This is a genomic window from Anabaena sp. UHCC 0399, from assembly GCF_034931465.1.
In the GTDB taxonomy this organism is placed as follows: Bacteria; Cyanobacteriota; Cyanobacteriia; order Cyanobacteriales; family Nostocaceae; genus Trichormus; species Trichormus minutissimus.
The window spans coordinates 56,329-73,607 of the sequence record NZ_JAYGGZ010000035.1; the positions used below are offsets into that span (position 1 = coordinate 56,329).

Genomic DNA, 17,279 nt, shown 5'->3' on the forward strand with positions numbered 1-17,279 from the left:
ATGAGTCTGGTTTGGCAAGCTGATTTTTATCGTAGTCCTCACAAAGATACCGCAGGACACACTTTATGGGAGTTGTTGATTTGTGATGCAACTCGCAGTTTTGAGTATACAGCTACTTGTCCCCAGTCAGAAGCTAACGCCAGTTGGTTAACTGCCCAAATTGAGGAAGCGGCTGGTGAAAAACTGCCAGATGTTATCCAGGTGTTTCGTCCCCAGTCTTTGAGTTTAATTGAGGTGGCTGGGCGGAATTTAGGGATCAATGTCAAGCCTCACCGCCAAACCTTGGCTTTGAAACAATGGTTGCAAGAAAAGCAATATCCCCTAGCTATAGATAAGCCACCCCCTGTACCATTACCGGAAAACCTCTGGGGGGAAGAGTGGCGGTTTGCAACAATTCCGGCTGGTGATATTGTGGATTTATTTAGCGATCGCCCCATACCGATTTTATCTGTACCAGAATCTCTGCAACCGATTAATCTGGGTTTAGCATCAACTGTAGCCGTTCCTGGTGTGGTAATTTTTGGCGGCAGGCGATCGCTTCGTCTGGCACAATGGATACAATCAGCCCATCCTGTATCACTCAACTATATTGCCGGTGCGCCAGATGGTTTAGTTTTAGAAGCTGGTTTAGTAGATAGATGGATTTTGGTTACTTTTGATGATTTAGAAGTAGCGGCGGCGGCAAAAGTTTATGAACAGCGCAAACAGCACAGCCGAGGGTTGCATTTTTTAATAGTCCAACCTGATGATTCTGGGATGACCTACAGTGGTTTTTGGTTGTTACAAGTTGAAGCGTCCATCCCTAATAAGGATTAGATGAAATTGCAATCCGATGCTCAAAGCGACTTGGTAGACAGATACTCTGGTTTCAATCCCTAATAGGGAGTTAGTGAAATTGCAATGGTTCTAGAGTTAACCGCAGTACACCCAACAAATGTTTCAATCCCTAATAGGGAGTTAGTGAAATTGCAATAACTTGCATTATGTGGGTGTGGAGAAAGACATCTTGTTTCAATCCCTAATAGGGAGTTAGTGAAATTGCAATGCCAATCCGATTGTGTAGGGCTAGGGCGAGGTATGGTTTCAATCCCTAATAGGGAGTTAGTGAAATTGCAATATGCGCAATAAAGTTTCTTTCTGTTACTTTATTATTTGTTTCAATCCCTAATAGGGAGTTAGTGAAATTGCAATAATTTCGGTTTACGTGGGGGTGGTTGAGTTGTCCAGTTTCAATCCCTAATAGGGAGTTAGTGAAATTGCAATTCCCAACCCATCCAACTTTACCTCGCCCCAGGTGACACTGTTTCAATCCCTAATAGGGAGTTAGTGAAATTGCAATTGCTCCATTAAACTTCTATTCAAAGGAATAAAATGTTTCAATCCCTAATAGGGAGTTAGTGAAATTGCAATCTCACAAGAGAGTTTATTAAAGACTATGGAGTAGGAATGTTTCAATCCCTAATAGGGAGTTAGTGAAATTGCAATTATAATGGATGGCTAGCCGAGGATAAGTTTAGGTTTCAATCCCTAATAGGGAGTTAGTGAAATTGCAATTTCTGGGTCACAGGCTTACCCATCGCCTGTAATTCGTTTCAATCCCTAATAGGGAGTTAGTGAAATTGCAATTTAAGGTTTCTCCGCTTAGTTTTGCGGAAGACGTGTTTCAATCCCTAATAGGGAGTTAGTGAAATTGCAATTGATGGTAAAGTCACTTTACTATAAATCGTTATATCTGTTTCAATCCCTAATAGGGAGTTAGTGAAATTGCAATCTGATGATTATCTAGCTAGGTTTAGTCAAGCGATGCCTAGTTTCAATCCCTAATAGGGAGTTAGTGAAATTGCAATAAAAGGGATGTTGTGGATAACAAAGTGGCGATGTTAACGTTTCAATCCCTAATAGGGAGTTAGTGAAATTGCAATGTTATCTATACTAACTATTTGAAAGAGGCAGTACAATCGTTTCAATCCCTAATAGGGAGTTAGTGAAATTGCAATAAACAATCAGAGTCGAACACTCGAAAAATTACACGTTTCAATCCCTAATAGGGAGTTAGTGAAATTGCAATGATAGACAAACAAAATAGAAGAGTAGAATGAACAATGAGTTTCAATCCCTAATAGGGAGTTAGTGAAATTGCAATTCTGGCAAGGATTGATAGAGGTGGTGCAGCCGTGGTTTCAATCCCTAATAGGGAGTTAGTGAAATTGCAATGATTGGCGGCAAATAATCAGCATCCAGCCAGATGTTTCAATCCCTAATAGGGAGTTAGTGAAATTGCAATGTTACAAAGAAAGTAACTGTAATTGATCATCACAAGTTTCAATCCCTAATAGGGAGTTAGTGAAATTGCAATCTTTAATGTAGGGTATGAAGCCAGTCCACCAGAAGTTTCAATCCCTAATAGGGAGTTAGTGAAATTGCAATGTACCTAGTGGCTGTGATATTCAGGTAGTTGATGGCTCTGTTTCAATCCCTAATAGGGAGTTAGTGAAATTGCAATCTGAAGGTGGCTATATCTGGTCTGAGAAGTTCAACGAAGTTTCAATCCCTAATAGGGAGTTAGTGAAATTGCAATGCATTTTTTTACCCCCATGAATTGGAAAATTCTGTTTCAATCCCTAATAGGGAGTTAGTGAAATTGCAATCAAGGTTTTTACATTTCTCCAACATGATCTATTTGTTTCAATCCCTAATAGGGAGTTAGTGAAATTGCAATATGTTCACATTCAATATACACATCGCCTCATCAGAGTTTCAATCCCTAATAGGGAGTTAGTGAAATTGCAATCGATGTTTGAACTCCAATTTGGGGAGTTGCATCTTGATGTTTCAATCCCTAATAGGGAGTTAGTGAAATTGCAATTCTCGCTAAGTCCAGCGATCGCTCATTCCAAATCGAAAGTTTCAATCCCTAATAGGGAGTTAGTGAAATTGCAATTATCCAAAGTTTCTAGCCACCAATCGGGGAGTTCAGTTTCAATCCCTAATAGGGAGTTAGTGAAATTGCAATGCTGATGGTTTCTCCCCACTGCTGCTGATTTCTGCGTTTCAATCCCTAATAGGGAGTTAGTGAAATTGCAATCCTATAAGCTTCTCTTATCTATCTATCAAGTTCGGGTTTCAATCCCTAATAGGGAGTTAGTGAAATTGCAATTATAACCTTCTGTGGAATCGGTAGTTGAGTCAGTGTTTCAATCCCTAATAGGGAGTTAGTGAAATTGCAATGCGCCATTCATTGGGTAGTTTGAGTCTGGGGCGTAGAGTTTCAATCCCTAATAGGGAGTTAGTGAAATTGCAATAGGAACTGAGTTTTGGAATCTATTAAACGCACCTAAGTTTCAATCCCTAATAGGGAGTTAGTGAAATTGCAATTCCAATGTCAGCGTTAGCAGCAGCCACCAAGGTTTCAGCTTGGTTTCAATCCCTAATAGGGAGTTAGTGAAATTGCAATATCATTGGTAAATTGCCTCACACAATACAGCCTGTTTCAATCCCTAATAGGGAGTTAGTGAAATTGCAATCAGCTTTAAAAACTGTTACTTCTTCATCATTAAGTAGTTTCAATCCCTAATAGGGAGTTAGTGAAATTGCAATTCTGGATCTTCCTCAGCCATGTCAGAGACGAGCTTGTTTCAATCCCTAATAGGGAGTTAGTGAAATTGCAATTCACAGGTTATATATAAAGAACGATGGGAACTGTTGTTTCAATCCCTAATAGGGAGTTAGTGAAATTGCAATCAGAATTTAAGATGCTATCAAAAAGAAGGAATAGGTTTCAATCCCTAATAGGGAGTTAGTGAAATTGCAATAATGCAGATAAATTTTATCTATATAGATTTACTCAAGGTTTCAATCCCTAATAGGGAGTTAGTGAAATTGCAATTGCACTCTCTCAGCAGTAGGCGTTAGTTGCTTGTTGTTTCAATCCCTAATAGGGAGTTAGTGAAATTGCAATAAGCTTCAATACTTCTGGGTCAGACATCTGTTTATAACGTTTCAATCCCTAATAGGGAGTTAGTGAAATTGCAATCTCATAACTTGGAGTAACCCTGCTCAGGATAGCGAATATGTGTTTCAATCCCTAATAGGGAGTTAGTGAAATTGCAATGATAAATGATAGTTGGAATCTTTCCAGCAAACATGTTTCAATCCCTAATAGGGAGTTAGTGAAATTGCAATGAGCTAATACTTGAGACTCTCTCTCTGTCAATAAGTTTCAATCCCTAATAGGGAGTTAGTGAAATTGCAATGCCCCGTAGTGGGTTGGCTCTCTTAAATGCAGGGGTTTCAATCCCTAATAGGGAGTTAGTGAAATTGCAATGTTATTGTATCCAACATATAAATCTTTTACTTTATGAAGTTTCAATCCCTAATAGGGAGTTAGTGAAATTGCAATAGCGACGACCTGAAACACTGTCTGTATTTAGTTTTCAAGGTTCGGTTGCGCGGATGAAGTAATCGTAGCATAGAAAATTGTGATTGAGTAGTATGCAAATGTCTAAAACCCTCACTGCATAAAGTGCGCGGCTATTTTTGCCAATAAATTTCTCAAAAGTATTACACAGATGGACTTTCAGCCTTAGTTGCGAAAACCTGATTTAGAACACCCACCCATTCGCGCATTTAGACCAGAAAATTCCCCAATCCCCATTCCCAAGTCCCTAACCCTTCGCCTCAACCCGTGCTTGCTTCACCATTGCAATCAAAGTATGATGAGCATCTTCTGAATCTGCTAACACATGATCAAACTGGATGCGAACAGGGAGACTTTCACCATTGGTTTGTGCAGTTAAGTCCATACCTTGGGCATCAATTCCTAGCATTTGCGCTGCGGTTGCTTGGGAGACTCCGCCAAAAAATTGTGCGTAAAGCAGCACAGCGTTAGCATGATCCTCGTTCATGTGGTTGCAGATACGCGAACTAATTTCAGAAGAAAATTGATCTGACATAGTGAAATTAAAGAGTTAAAAATAAAACAACTGCATAAATTCTAGGATAATGTGAGGCAAATTTGTACAGCTAAAGTGCTGAGTGAGTAATAAATGTTTCACTACCGCGAAGAGAACTCAGCCCTATTTTCAAGATAAGCAAGCTAATTTACGAAATAAAAAATACAATAAATTTATATTTGTCAAGTAATTATTACCTTTAATTGCGGAAATATGACCGCTTAAACTGTAACCAAAGTATTCAGCTAATTTATGGCAGCGAAGATCCGATGAGCGAAATTAGTCAACGTCGAATAGTTATTGGGGATGTGCATGGCTACTATGAAGGATTAATGAGATTATTAGAAGCGATCGCTCCTGCTTCGGATGACCAAGTATATTTTTTGGGAGACTTAATTGATCGTGGCCCCCAGAGTTTTCAGGTAGTTGATTTAGTTAGACAAAACAATTACCAATGTCTACTAGGCAACCACGAGCAGATGTTATTAAATATTCTCACTACTGAAAATGTCCCTGTAGCCTTAATGCAAGCATGGTTACATAGTGGTGGACAAGCAACTATAGCCAGCTATCCAGATACAACTATTTCCCCAGAACACTTAGATTGGTTCAAGAGTTTACCCACCTATATCGACTTAGGGGATATATGGCTAACTCATGCTGGGGTTGACCCTAAAAAAACACTCAGAGAACAAACCGCCGAGCAATTTTGCTGGATTAGAGGAGAATTTCACAGCATAGAACAGCCTTACTTTGCTGATAAGCTGATTGTTATTGGTCATACCATTACCTTCACGTTCCCTGGTGTAAATCCTGGACAATTAGCTCAAGGCAGGGGATGGTTAGATATAGATACTGGTGCTTACCACCCTCGTAGCGGTTGGTTGACTGGATTTGACATCACAAATAATTTAATTTATCAAGCTAATGTTTTTAATAACTGCTTGCGCACCCTACCATTATCAGAAGCTGTAGTGGAAGTTGAGCCGGCTAAAATAATTTCCCGCCGCAGTCAACAACGCGCATAAGGGACTTCCAAATACAAAAATATCATGTATAGGTTCTGCTGCCCTACTCCTGAATAACTCAATAAAAAATCCCCCGCCGTAAGGTGGGGGATTTTATTACTTACCTACAAAACTAGCAGCCAAGTTAACCGAACTTACCAGCAGTGGAGGCGATGAGGAAAGCAGCATAGGTGACGACGTAGCCAACAGTGAAGTGAGCTAGACCAACTACACGAGCTTGAACTATGGAGAGAGCAACGGGCTTGTCTTTCCAGCGAACGAGGTTAGCGATAGGAGTACGTTCGTGCGCCCAAACTAGGGTTTCGATCAACTCTTGCCAGTAACCTCTCCAGGAGATGAGGAACATGAAGCCAGTAGCCCAAACTAGGTGTCCGAAGAGGAACATCCAAGCCCAGACAGACAGGTTGTTCACGCCGTAGGGGTTGTAACCGTTGATCAACTGTGCGGAGTTAGCCCACAGATAATCACGGAACCAGCCCATGAGGTATGTAGAGTTTTCGTTGAACTGAGCAACGTTACCTTGCCAAATACCTAAATGCTTCCAGTGCCAATAGAAGGTTACCCAACCTATTGTATTTAATGCCCAGAACAGAGACAGGTAGAAGGAATCCCAAGCTGAGATATCGCAAGTACCGCCACGACCAGGACCGTCGCAAGGGAAGGCATAGCCGAAGTCCTTTTTATCGGGCATCAGCTTAGAACCACGAGCATCCAAAGCACCTTTGACTAGGATGAGGGTGGTGGTGTGCAGGCCTAAGGCGATCGCATGGTGTACCAAGAAGTCGCCAGGGCCGATTGTTAAGAATAGGGAGTTAGTACCAGAGTTAATGGCATCTAACCAGCCACTCAACCAAACGTTGCCGTAGTTGGGGTAGGCTGTGTAGGCAACGCTATCGGGGTTAGACAACAATGTGTCTAAGCCGTAGAGTACCTTACCGTGAGCAGCTTGAATGAACTGAGCAAATACTGGCTCAATCAAGATTTGCTTTTCAGGAGTACCGAAAGCGACTACTACGTCGTTGTGAACATACAAACCTAGGGTGTGGAAGCCTAAGAAGAGAGATACCCAGCTTAAGTGGGAGATGATCGCTTCTTTGTGCTGTAGCACACGTTCTAGGACGTTGCCTTTGTTTTGTTCAGGATCGTAGTCACGGACTAAGAAAATAGCACCGTGAGCGAAAGCACCAACCATCAGGAAGATAGCAATGTACTGGTGGTGGGTGTAGAGAGCTGCCTGGGTGGTGTAGTCCTTCGCAATGAATGCGTAGGCAGGCAGAGAGTACATATGCTGTGCGACCAAGGAGGTAACAACACCCAAACAAGCTAAGTGCCAACCTAATTGGAAGTGCAGAGAGTTGTTGTAGGTCTCATAAATGCCTTGGTGGGGCATATTGAAAGGGCCTTCAACAGTTTTGCCAAAGAAAGTTTTGGCATTCATCATTTCTTTGATGCTGTGACCAATACCGAAGTTGGTACGATACATGTGACCAGCAACGATAAATAGTACAGCGATCGCCAAGTGGTGGTGAGCCATGTCGGTCAACCACAGTGATTCTGTCTGAGGATGGAAACCACCTAAGAATGTCAGAATCGCTGTACCAGCACCTTGGGACGTACTAAAGATATGACCTGCTGTATCTGGGTTTTGGGCGTAAACGCTCCAGTTACCTGTAAAGAAGGGTGTCAAACCTGCTGGGTGGGGAGCAGTGCTTAAGAAGTTATCCCAACCTACGTGCTGTCCGCGAGATTCGGGGATAGCAACGTGAATCAAGTGACCAGCCCAAGCCAGAGAGCTAACGCCAAATAAACCTGCTAGGTGGTGGTTTAGGCGAGATTCAGCACTCTTGAACCAAGCGAGGCTAGGACGGAACTTGGGTTGCAAGTGCAACCAACCAGCAAATAAACACAGGGCTGCGAATAATAACAGACCGACTGAACCAACGTACAGTTCGCTGTTTGTCCGCATACCGATGGTGTACCACCAGTGGTAAACACCAGAGTAAGCAATGTTTACAGGATTACTAGCACCAGCTTGGGTAAAAGCTTCAATAGCAGGTTTACCGAAGTGGGGGTCCCAAATCGCATGGGCGATGGGGCGGACGTGTAGAGGATCTTTGATCCACTGTTCAAAGTTACCTTGCCAGGCTACGTGGAACAGGAGGCTGGATGCCCACAGGAAGATAATTGCCAGATGACCGAAGTGGGTAGCGAAAATCTTTTGGTAAAGATTTTCTTCAGTCATGCCATCGTGACTTTCAAAGTCGTTGCCTGTAGCGATCGCATACCATATCCGACGAGTGGTCGGGTCCTGTGCGAGATCCTGGCTAAATTTTGGAAATTTTGTTGCCATAGGTGTGATATTTCCTCTGACCTTTAGCCATCAGGTTTCAGCTTCTGGAGTTCTGAGCTTTGAGTTCTAAGTTTTGAGTTTACACTCACCACTTACTACTCAGCACTCAGCACTCCATTAACTGATTGCTATCCTACTGAAAGAATATGTGCGTGGAAGAATGCCCAAGTGGTAGCAATTCCTCCTAGGAGGTAGTGAGCTACACCAACTGCACGGCCTTGAGTGATGCTCAGAGCGCGGGGTTGGATTGCTGGTGCTACCTTCAGTTTATTATGAGCCCAAACGATAGACTCAATTAGTTCTTGCCAGTAGCCACGACCACTGAACAGGAACATTAAGCTGAATGCCCAAACAAAGTGAGCGCCTAGGAACATTAGTCCATAAGCAGACAGCGCACTTCCGTAGGAGTTGATTACTTGTGAAGCTTGCGCCCACAAGAAGTCACGCAACCAGCCGTTGATAGTGATGGCACTTTGGGCAAAGTTACCACCAGTAATATGAGACACATTACCAGCTGCGTCTACTGTCCCCCAAACATCAGATTGCATTTTCCAACTGAAGTGGAAAATCACAATTGACAAGGAGTTGTACATCCAGAACAATCCGAGGAACACATGATCCCAACCGGAAACTTGGCAAGTGCCGCCACGGCCTGGACCGTCGCAAGGGAAGCGGAAGCCTAAGTTGGCCTTATCAGGAATCAAGCGAGAGCTGCGAGCGAATAGTACGCCCTTCAGCAGAATCAGAACAGTTACGTGGATGGTGAAGGCATGGATGTGGTGAACGAGGAAGTCAGCAGTACCCAAAGCGATGGGCATCATTGCGACTTTGCCACCTACAGCCAAGATACCGCCGCCAAAAGCATAGCTAACTGGCTCTAAGGCATTGGGAGCTGTACCACCAGGAGCTAAGGTGTGCAGGTTTTGCACCCACTGAGCAAATACTGGTTGCAGCTGAATTGCTGTGTCGGAGAACATGTCTTGAGGACGACCCAAGGCACGCATCGTGTCGTTGTGGATGTACAGTCCAAAGCTGTGGAAGCCGAGGAAAATACAAACCCAGTTCAGGTGGGAAATGATGGCATCCCGGTGACGAATCACCCGATCCAGAACGTTGTTTTGGTTAACAACAGGATCGTAATCCCGCACCATGAAGATGGCAGCGTGAGCAGCACCGCCCACAATTAAGAATCCGCCGATCCACATATGGTGGGTGAACAAGCACAACTGAGTTGCGTAGTCAGTTGCCAAGTAGGGATATGGGGGCATCGCGTACATATGGTGCGCGATGATGATTGTCAAAGAACCTAAGAAAGCTAGGTTAGTTGCCAATTGCGCGTGCCAGGATGTGGTCATGTTCTCATAAAGACCCTTGTGACCTTCCCCGGTGAAGGGGCCTTTGTGGTTTTCGAGGATCTCTTTGATGCTGTGACCAATACCCCAGTTAGTGCGGTACATATGTCCAGCAATGATGAACACTACTGCGATCGCTAAGTGGTGATGGGAGATATCAGTCATCCACAAGCCACCGGTTACTGGGTTTAAACCACCCTTGAAGGTCAAGATGTCAGCGTACTGACCCCAGTTCAAGGTGAAGAAAGGTGTTAAACCACTGGCAAAGCCGGGGAACTGCTCAATCAATAAGTCTTTGTTCAGAATGAACTCGTGGGGCAAGGGTACGTCTTTTAGGGGTACGCCTGCATCCAGCAGCTTGTTGATTGGTGCGGAGACGTGAATCAAGTGACCAGCCCATCCCAATGAGCCGCAGCCTAGCAGAACTTGCAGGTGGTGATTCAACATCGACTCCACGTTCTGGAACCATTCCAGTTTAGGAGCGCGTTTGTGGTAGTGGAACCAACCAGCAAACAAGAACAAACCTGCTAGCACTAAGCCACCGATGGCGGTGCAGTACAGCTGGAAGGAGTTAGTTATACCCCAACCCCGCCATACTTGGAACAAGCCGGAGGTGATTTGAATACCGTGGAATCCACCACCAACATCACCATTCAAAATGTCTTGTCCCACAATCGGCCAAACGACTTGTGCGCTGGGCTTCACATTTAGTGGGTCAGTCAACCAGGCTTCGTAGTTAGAAAACTTCGCGCCGTGGAATATCATCCCGCTTAACCAGATGGTCACAACGGCCAGGTGTCCGAAGTGAGCAGCAAATATCTTGCGGGATATGTCTTCTAAATCGCTTGTATGTGTATCAAAATCGTGGGCGAGGGCATGAAGGTTCCAAATCCATGTGGTGGTTTTGGGACCTCTAGCTAGGGATCTGTCGAAGTGTCCAGGTTGCGCCCATTTTTCAAATGAGGTTGGAACTGGATCATTGTCAACGATCACTCTGGCTTTTTTTTCCTCTCGCTCCGGAGGACTAATCGTCATTCGACCTCCTCTCAAGATAAGGAATGAGGAATCATGAAACCACAAAGAGAACCACTATCGCTTCCCACAGAATTTTTCTGGAGGGGCGACGAAGACGCTATGTGGAAATGAAATTTGTTTCTGTTGAATTATAAAGTCTTAACTTGTACATTGTTGGCGAGATTTTAACAATAATTCAAAATAGCCAGAATAATTGTCTCACTTACCTTTTAACTGCAAACTCTTTTGCAAAAAGTCAATAGTTTATCCATTTAATTTACAAAGCATAACAATTGATAAATTTTATCTTTTAATACACCGTAAACCTTACCCACTATGCAATCTAGCTTTTGGTATATTTGTTTGCCTATACATTTGATATGGTATTCAAATACTTAATCAATAAATGATGTAAATAAAATAACTCTTACTATGTAAAGTATAAAAATTCATGATATGTAGGCAGATTTGATTTTTGAGTCCATACTGTCCAGTCGATAATTTCAGTCAAAATAATCTATCAGTTGTGACAAACCATCACTGGATAAGAGCCATGAACCTTTGGTATCAGCAGGCGTTAAAAAAACTTTTTCCTAGAAGTTTGGCTATTTTTAAGTGGCTAATTATACTAGTCCTAGTCTTTGACTTAACTAGTTGCGGAGAAAAAAGCTTTAGCCAAGAAGTGTCTGTTAGGTATAAAGACCAGCCTCAAATTTCTCAGCAATTTTCCGAAGTATCCCCACCGGCAGTTATTCAAGAACTGCACTCAACTTTAGAAATTTATCGCCCACAAGTCAAAATAGTTACGCCTCAGCCTGATGAAATTCTCAATGACAACACGGTCACAGTTCGTTTTCAGGTCAAGGATATACCAATTTTTAAGCACCCAGAATGGGAATTAGGCCCTCATCTCCACGTAATTCTTGATAATCAGCCTTATATTCCAATTTACGACTTAGAACAGCCTCTAGTATTTTCGGATTTATCCCCCGGTACTCATACCCTGCGCGTCTTTGCTTCTCGTCCTTGGCATGAGAGTTTTAAAAATGAGGGTGCTTATGCTCAGACAACATTTCATCTCTTTACGAAAACTGACGACAACAATCCCGATACATCTCTACCCCTGTTAACCTACAGTCGCCCTCAAGGTAACTATGGTGCAGAACCAATCTTGTTAGACTTTTACCTGACTAACGCACCTCTACACCTAAACGCCAACAACAATGACAACGGCACACTCAGTGATTGGCGTATTCGCTGCACAATTAACGGTGAAAGTTTCGTATTCGATCGCTGGCAGTCAGTTTACCTCAAAGGCTTTAAACAGGGTATCAACTGGGTCAAGCTAGAATTCCTCGATGACCAGGGAAACCCAGTCAAAAATGCTTTTAACAGCACAGTTAGACTCGTTAACTACCAACCCAAGGGTAAAGATACTCTCGCCAGAATCACCAGAGGAGAATTAACAGCTGATCAGGTACGGGGCATTGTAGAGCCAACCTACGCTGCTAAACAACCAGTTGCAGAACCTACACTTGAACCCCAGCCCCAGGAAGAAAAACAACCCACACCTGAATTTACAGAAACACCATCACCAGAAATAACACCCACACCCCAACCTACTGAATTACCTGAAACAGCAATTCCTCAACCATCGCCCATCATTCCTACACCACCGGAGGTAGTTGAGTCACCGACACCTGAACCCCAGCCAGAGGTAACACCTACACCATCACCAACAATTAGTCCCGAACCACAACCAACGGTAGTACCTCAGCCTCAAGTTTCGGAAGAATCGCCACCAACGCCCACCACTACCGCAGAACCCCAACCAGAGCAAAAGGAGACTGAACCATTGGAACAACCAGTCAAAAAACCTAAAAAAGTCAACTTAGGAGATTATTTCAAACGGCGATCGCCTCCTCTACAAACACCAACAGAATAGACCTCTATGTCTCCGTGTCTCTGTGGTTAAAAATTCTCTTTAAACACAAAGACACAGAGCTTTTAGCTAAAAATGCTCAAGCCCAAATTTTGCGATAAAACTTCCACAAAAGCGATCGCAGCAACGGGATTACCTACACTATCCAAAGTTGGACTGTAACAAGCGATCGCACCTTCTCCTGGTACTATTGCTAATAATCCTCCACCTATCCCCGATTTCATTGGTAGACCAATTTTGACAGCAAATAAAGGGGAAGCCTCGTATAAACCGCAGGCTAACATGACACCATTCACCATCTGACGGTGCTGTAACTGTATCCGGTCATGCTCACAGGCTAAGAGTTTTCCGAGTAAAGCTAAATCTTTAACTTCCCCAGAAAGACAGCATATTTGCTCGTATGTGTCAAGGGTTAATTCAATATTTGTGATATATTTTTTTTCAGCCAGATGATTAGCGATCGCCAGATTAGAGGGTGATCGAGATGCTCTCACCGAAGCCAGCATGACTTCATCTAACTTGAGGTCACAGCCAGGCAATTGATTTAACCATTGACAAAAAGATTGAGTGCGTTGGCTAGCGGTCTTTCCTGGTAACTTATCAGCTAAAGCGATCGCGCCACTATTAATCATGGGGTTGCGGGGTCTACCGCCATCAGCTATTAATTGTTCTAACGAATTGAATGGTGCATCCGATGGTTCTACACCCACCCATTGCAGCAGTTGTTCTGTACCAAAGTGTTCCAACAGATACAGTAGAGATAAAGGCTTGATCACACTCATCAGTGGGAATACACAAGCCATATCTCCGGTGCTGTAACTTTGTCCAGATTGACAGCAGATGTGAACTGCAAACCAATCGGGATTAGCTAAGGCTAATTGCGGAATGCGATCGCATACTCTTCCCAGATGCGTCTGAGTTTTCGCTAGTTGTACCCAGTTAATTAACTCATTTGGCTCTAATTTTTCAAGTTTCATCACAACAGATATAGCCCTGTATTTCCTCATTTTGAATTATTTATGATTCCCCGTGTCAGATCGCCAGCACTACCGCAGAATTACACTTGGCTAAACACTGATAAACCCTTGTGTCTTCAAGAACTTAGAGGTAGAGTCATAATTTTAGATTTTTGGACATACTGTTGTATCAATTGCCTCCATGTTCTACCAGACATTAAGTATTTAGAGCATAAATATAAAAATAGCCTGATAGTCATCGGCGTTCACTCCGCCAAATTTGACAACGAACAAGAAACCGAAAACATCCGCCAAGCTATCTTGCGCTACGACATCGAACACCCAGTTTTAGTGGACAAAGGTTTTCGCGTATGGCAAGAGTATGCTGTGCGTGCTTGGCCTACTTTCATAGTTATTGACCCAGAAGGTTACGTAATTGCTCACGTTTCTGGTGAAGGTAATCGTGATATTTTAGACCAACTGATTGAAAAATTAATTCGAGAACATCAAGAGAAAGGCACGATAAATTTCCAAGAAATCAGCCTAACTTTAGAAAAACAGCGACAACCGTTAATCACACCACTAGCTTTCCCTGGTAAAGTGTTGGCTACTCCAGAGGCTTTGTTTATTGCTGACTCTGGACACCATCGTCTTGTAATGAGTTCTTTAGATGGTGAAATTCTTCATCTAATTGGTAAAGGTAAACCTGGTTTAACGGATGGTAATTTTTCAACAGCACAGTTTTTTGCCCCCCAAGGAATGGCTTTTGATGCAGTCAATCAGATTCTCTACGTTGCTGACACCGAAAATCATGCTTTGCGACAAATTGACCTCAAACGCCAAGTAGTAGAAACCATCGCCGGGACTGGTGAACAAAGCCGCAACATTCATCCTCATGGCGGTGCTGGCTTAGAAACTCCGCTCAATTCTCCTTGGGATTTGGTAAAAGTGGAAAATAGCCTGTTCATCGCAATGGCAGGGTCGCATCAAATCTGGCAGATGAACTTAGATACTGGGATGATATCCACCTATGCAGGTACAGGTGCAGAAGGTTGTGTTGATGGTTCACTTACTGAATCTGCCTTTGCTCAACCTAGCGGAATCACTACAAATGGACAAGAGTTATTCATTGCTGACAGTGAAATTAGTTCAATTCGTGGTGTGGGATTAATAGAACCATATCTAGTCAGGACTATTTGTGGAAGTGGAAATTTATTTGGTTTTGGCGATATCGATGGACAAGGTGAAGAGGTAAGGTTACAGCACTGCTTAGGAGTAACATACGCTAATAATTTCTTATGGGTAGCAGATACCTACAATCACAAAATTAAATTAGTCAGTCCCAACACAGGTAATTGTCAAACTGTTCTGGGAGATAGTTCTGCTGAATTACAAGATGGTCAAGGTAAGATTACCCGCTTTTTTGAACCTTCAGGATTGAGTGTTATAGATTCACACTTGTATATAAGTGACACCAATAACCATGCCATTAGGCGTGTAGATTTGAATACGCTTGAGGTGACAACGCTACAATTTCCTGGTTTGTGTGCGCCTGATGTTTGTATTCCGAAAAATGTTTAAGCTTACGCACAGGGGCAAAGACACACTAATTTAAATAATTTTTTTAAACAATTAGATACAGCCACATTTCCTAAATTCAATATGAATACTATTCTCCATATCACCCAAAACCGACAATGGGAAAAATCGAAAAATCTTAGTAGCTATCATGCTGACTCACTGGATACGGAAGGCTTTATTCACTCTTCCCAAGCAACACAAATCCTTAAAGTTGCTAATAAATTTTTTTATCAACAAAAAGAATTAGTATTACTTTTTATCGACTCTGATAAAGTTCATTCTGAAATTCGCTATGAAGGGGCTGATGGAGATATATTTCCTCATATCTATGGTGAGTTAAATATTGATGCTGTCTATCAGGTTATCGACTTTGAACCTGAAGAAGATGGTTTATTTAAGTTACCGCTAGAAGTTGTAAGTTTAGAATAATTTACCACAGAGACACAGAGGCACAGAGATGAAAATTCAAGAGTTAGATGTGGGTGTGTATGTTGATCAAATGGCATTGCTGCTGGATTTGCCGATAAAAGATGAGTATCGGGATGGAGTAGTGGCGAATTTTGAGAGAATAAAAGCGATCGCTCAACTGGTTAATTCATTTCCCCTACCAGAAGACATTGAAATTGCACCCATATTTGAACCATGAATGATGCTGTATCCATTGCCACTGCTGTTCGCGCAGGCCACGTTAGTGCTGTAGAAGTTACCAAAGCTGCGTTAGCACGAATATCAGAAAGAGATCGCGAACTCAATTGTTTCACGGCTATCACTACGGAAACAGCTTTGGCAGATGCAGCACGCATTGATCAAGAAATCGCTCAAGGTAATTATCCTGGTTTACTGGCAGGTGTACCATTTGCTGTCAAAAACCTTTTTGATATCGCTGGTTTAACAACTCTGGCTGGTGCAAAAATTAATGCCGAAAATCCTCCAGCTACCCAAGATGCCACAGCAGTAGCCAAACTCAAGCAAGCAGGTGCTGTTTTGGTCGGTGCTTTAAATATGGATGAGTACGCCTATGGATTTGTGACAGAAAACTTTCATTATGGTGCTACTCGCAACCCCCATGATTTACAGCGTGTAGCTGGTGGTTCATCTGGTGGTTCTGCGGCGGCGGTGGCGGCTGGGTTAGTTCCATTTACACTAGGTTCTGATACCAACGGTTCAATTCGTGTGCCAGCAGCGTTATGTGGTGTCTTTGGTTTTAAACCAACTTATGGACGTTTATCTCGTGCAGGGGTAGCTCTATTCTCTAGTAGCCTTGACCACATTGGCCCTTTCGCTCGTTCAGTGAGAGATATTTCTACAATATTTGATATCCTTCAGGGAGAGGATAATAGCGATCCCGTTTGCACTAAGCGTCCGAGAAAACCAACATTACCTCAACTGAATCAAGATATTTCTGGACTGAGAATTGCGTTGACGAAGCCTGCCGAAGGCATCGCTGATGATTATTTTGCTCAAGGTGCAAACTCAGAGGCGTTAGCCGCGGTGCATGAAGTAGCAAATGCTTTAGATGTGAATACATACATCACTCTACCAGAAGCACACCGCGCCAGGGCTGCTGCATTTGTGGTTACAGCCTGTGAGGGTGCAAATTTACACTTAGAAAAATTGCGATCGCGTCCCCAAGATTTTGACCCAGCAACACGCGATCGGTTTTTAGCAGGGGCCTTAATACCGAGTAATTGGTATCTGCAAGCACAACGCTTTCGCAGATGGTATCGCGATCGTATCCGAGAACTTTTTCAACAAGTTGATATAATTTTAGCCCCCACAACACCAATTGCTGCACCGTTAATTGGTCAACAAACAATGACTCTAGATCGACAGGAAATACTGGTTCGTCCCCACTTAGGACTATTTACTCAACCATTATCTTTCATCGGCTTACCTGTATTATCAGTACCAGTTCAGCATCCCAATTGTTTGCCATTAGGAGTGCAATTGATAGCAGCACCCTACAATGAAGCGTTTATTTTACAAGTGGCATCTGTATTAGAAGCTCAAGGTGTAGTTTCAACATACAAAAAATACTAGAAATACTAGCCAAACAAAAAGTCACCCTCCATACTTACTGGGGATGACTTTTTGTATTTAAAAG

General features: G+C 42.9%; 11 protein-coding genes and 1 CRISPR repeat array. Of the genes, 7 read left to right on the forward strand and 4 right to left on the reverse strand.

The genetic code is table 11. The features are described from left to right. Window positions 1–816 carry a Tab2/Atab2 family RNA-binding protein gene (locus VB693_RS18605; protein WP_416233402.1) on the forward strand — a complete coding sequence of 272 codons (816 nt, stop codon included), beginning with the start codon at window positions 1–3 and terminating at the stop codon, window positions 814–816. A 49-nt stretch (window positions 817–865) separates the two neighbouring features. Then, window positions 866–4,399: direct repeats of the CRISPR family, unit length 37 nt; unit sequence GTTTCAATCCCTAATAGGGAGTTAGTGAAATTGCAAT. 265 nt (window positions 4,400–4,664) lie between these two features. Here the strand turns inward: VB693_RS18605 and VB693_RS18610 are convergent. Beyond that, window positions 4,665–4,952 carry a DUF2470 domain-containing protein gene (locus VB693_RS18610; RefSeq protein WP_323267547.1) on the reverse strand — a complete coding sequence of 96 codons (288 nt, stop codon included), beginning with the start codon at window positions 4,950–4,952 and terminating at the stop codon, window positions 4,665–4,667. Between the two features lie 269 nt (window positions 4,953–5,221). On the opposite strand from VB693_RS18610, the gene VB693_RS18615 reads away from it, so the two are divergent. Beyond that, window positions 5,222–5,980 carry a metallophosphoesterase family protein gene (locus VB693_RS18615; RefSeq protein WP_323267548.1) on the forward strand — a complete coding sequence of 253 codons (759 nt, stop codon included), beginning with the start codon at window positions 5,222–5,224 and terminating at the stop codon, window positions 5,978–5,980. Window positions 5,981–6,104: 124 nt separating this feature from the next. On the opposite strand, the gene psaB is transcribed toward VB693_RS18615, so the two are convergent. Both psaB and psaA read right to left on the reverse strand, forming a co-directional pair. Then, window positions 6,105–8,330 carry a photosystem I core protein PsaB gene (psaB, locus tag VB693_RS18620; protein ID WP_323267549.1) on the reverse strand — a complete coding sequence of 742 codons (2,226 nt, stop codon included), beginning with the start codon at window positions 8,328–8,330 and terminating at the stop codon, window positions 6,105–6,107. Window positions 8,331–8,458: 128 nt separating this feature from the next. Continuing rightward, a complete protein-coding gene (gene psaA, locus VB693_RS18625) occupies window positions 8,459–10,717 on the reverse strand; it encodes a photosystem I core protein PsaA (protein WP_190710000.1) in 2,259 nt (752 codons plus the stop codon). A 532-nt stretch (window positions 10,718–11,249) separates the two neighbouring features. Here psaA and VB693_RS18630 point away from each other — a divergent pair. Next, window positions 11,250–12,641, forward strand: coding sequence for a hypothetical protein (locus VB693_RS18630; protein WP_323267550.1), 1,392 nt, complete (start codon window positions 11,250–11,252; stop codon window positions 12,639–12,641). A gap of 62 nt (window positions 12,642–12,703) precedes the next feature. On the opposite strand, the gene VB693_RS18635 is transcribed toward VB693_RS18630, so the two are convergent. Continuing rightward, window positions 12,704–13,615 carry a glutaminase gene (locus VB693_RS18635; RefSeq protein ID WP_416233403.1) on the reverse strand — a complete coding sequence of 304 codons (912 nt, stop codon included), beginning with the start codon at window positions 13,613–13,615 and terminating at the stop codon, window positions 12,704–12,706. A 42-nt stretch (window positions 13,616–13,657) separates the two neighbouring features. Here VB693_RS18635 and VB693_RS18640 point away from each other — a divergent pair, with 42 nt between their 5' ends. The 4 genes from VB693_RS18640 (at window position 13,658) to VB693_RS18655 (ending at window position 17,215) form a co-directional block, all read left to right on the forward strand. Then, on the forward strand, window positions 13,658–15,175 hold the full coding sequence (locus VB693_RS18640; RefSeq protein WP_323267552.1) for a thioredoxin-like domain-containing protein: 1,518 nt from the start codon (window positions 13,658–13,660) through the stop codon (window positions 15,173–15,175). An 81-nt stretch (window positions 15,176–15,256) separates the two neighbouring features. Further along, window positions 15,257–15,604, forward strand: a complete 348-nt coding sequence (locus tag VB693_RS18645) for a DUF952 domain-containing protein (protein WP_323267553.1) — start codon at window positions 15,257–15,259, stop codon at window positions 15,602–15,604. Between the two features lie 28 nt (window positions 15,605–15,632). After that, window positions 15,633–15,821, forward strand: a complete 189-nt coding sequence (locus VB693_RS18650; protein ID WP_323267554.1) for a DUF4089 domain-containing protein — start codon at window positions 15,633–15,635, stop codon at window positions 15,819–15,821. Continuing rightward, the gene (locus VB693_RS18655) at window positions 15,818–17,215 is read left to right on the forward strand and encodes an AtzE family amidohydrolase (protein WP_323267555.1); all 1,398 of its coding nucleotides are present in this window, start codon (window positions 15,818–15,820) and stop codon (window positions 17,213–17,215) included. Before VB693_RS18650 ends, VB693_RS18655 begins: the two co-directional genes overlap by 4 nt. Window positions 17,216–17,279 lie beyond the last annotated feature (64 nt).

Coding starts and splice junctions, on each gene's coding strand:
- VB693_RS18605 (WP_416233402.1), top strand. CDS start 1: ATGAGTCTGGTTTGGCAAGCTGATTTTTATCGTAGTCCTCACAAAGAT.
- VB693_RS18610 (WP_323267547.1), bottom strand. CDS start 4,952: ATGTCAGATCAATTTTCTTCTGAAATTAGTTCGCGTATCTGCAACCAC.
- VB693_RS18615 (WP_323267548.1), top strand. CDS start 5,222: ATGAGCGAAATTAGTCAACGTCGAATAGTTATTGGGGATGTGCATGGC.
- psaB (WP_323267549.1), bottom strand. CDS start 8,330: ATGGCAACAAAATTTCCAAAATTTAGCCAGGATCTCGCACAGGACCCG.
- psaA (WP_190710000.1), bottom strand. CDS start 10,717: ATGACGATTAGTCCTCCGGAGCGAGAGGAAAAAAAAGCCAGAGTGATC.
- VB693_RS18630 (WP_323267550.1), top strand. CDS start 11,250: ATGAACCTTTGGTATCAGCAGGCGTTAAAAAAACTTTTTCCTAGAAGT.
- VB693_RS18635 (WP_416233403.1), bottom strand. CDS start 13,615: ATGAAACTTGAAAAATTAGAGCCAAATGAGTTAATTAACTGGGTACAA.
- VB693_RS18640 (WP_323267552.1), top strand. CDS start 13,658: ATGATTCCCCGTGTCAGATCGCCAGCACTACCGCAGAATTACACTTGG.
- VB693_RS18645 (WP_323267553.1), top strand. CDS start 15,257: ATGAATACTATTCTCCATATCACCCAAAACCGACAATGGGAAAAATCG.
- VB693_RS18650 (WP_323267554.1), top strand. CDS start 15,633: ATGAAAATTCAAGAGTTAGATGTGGGTGTGTATGTTGATCAAATGGCA.
- VB693_RS18655 (WP_323267555.1), top strand. CDS start 15,818: ATGAATGATGCTGTATCCATTGCCACTGCTGTTCGCGCAGGCCACGTT.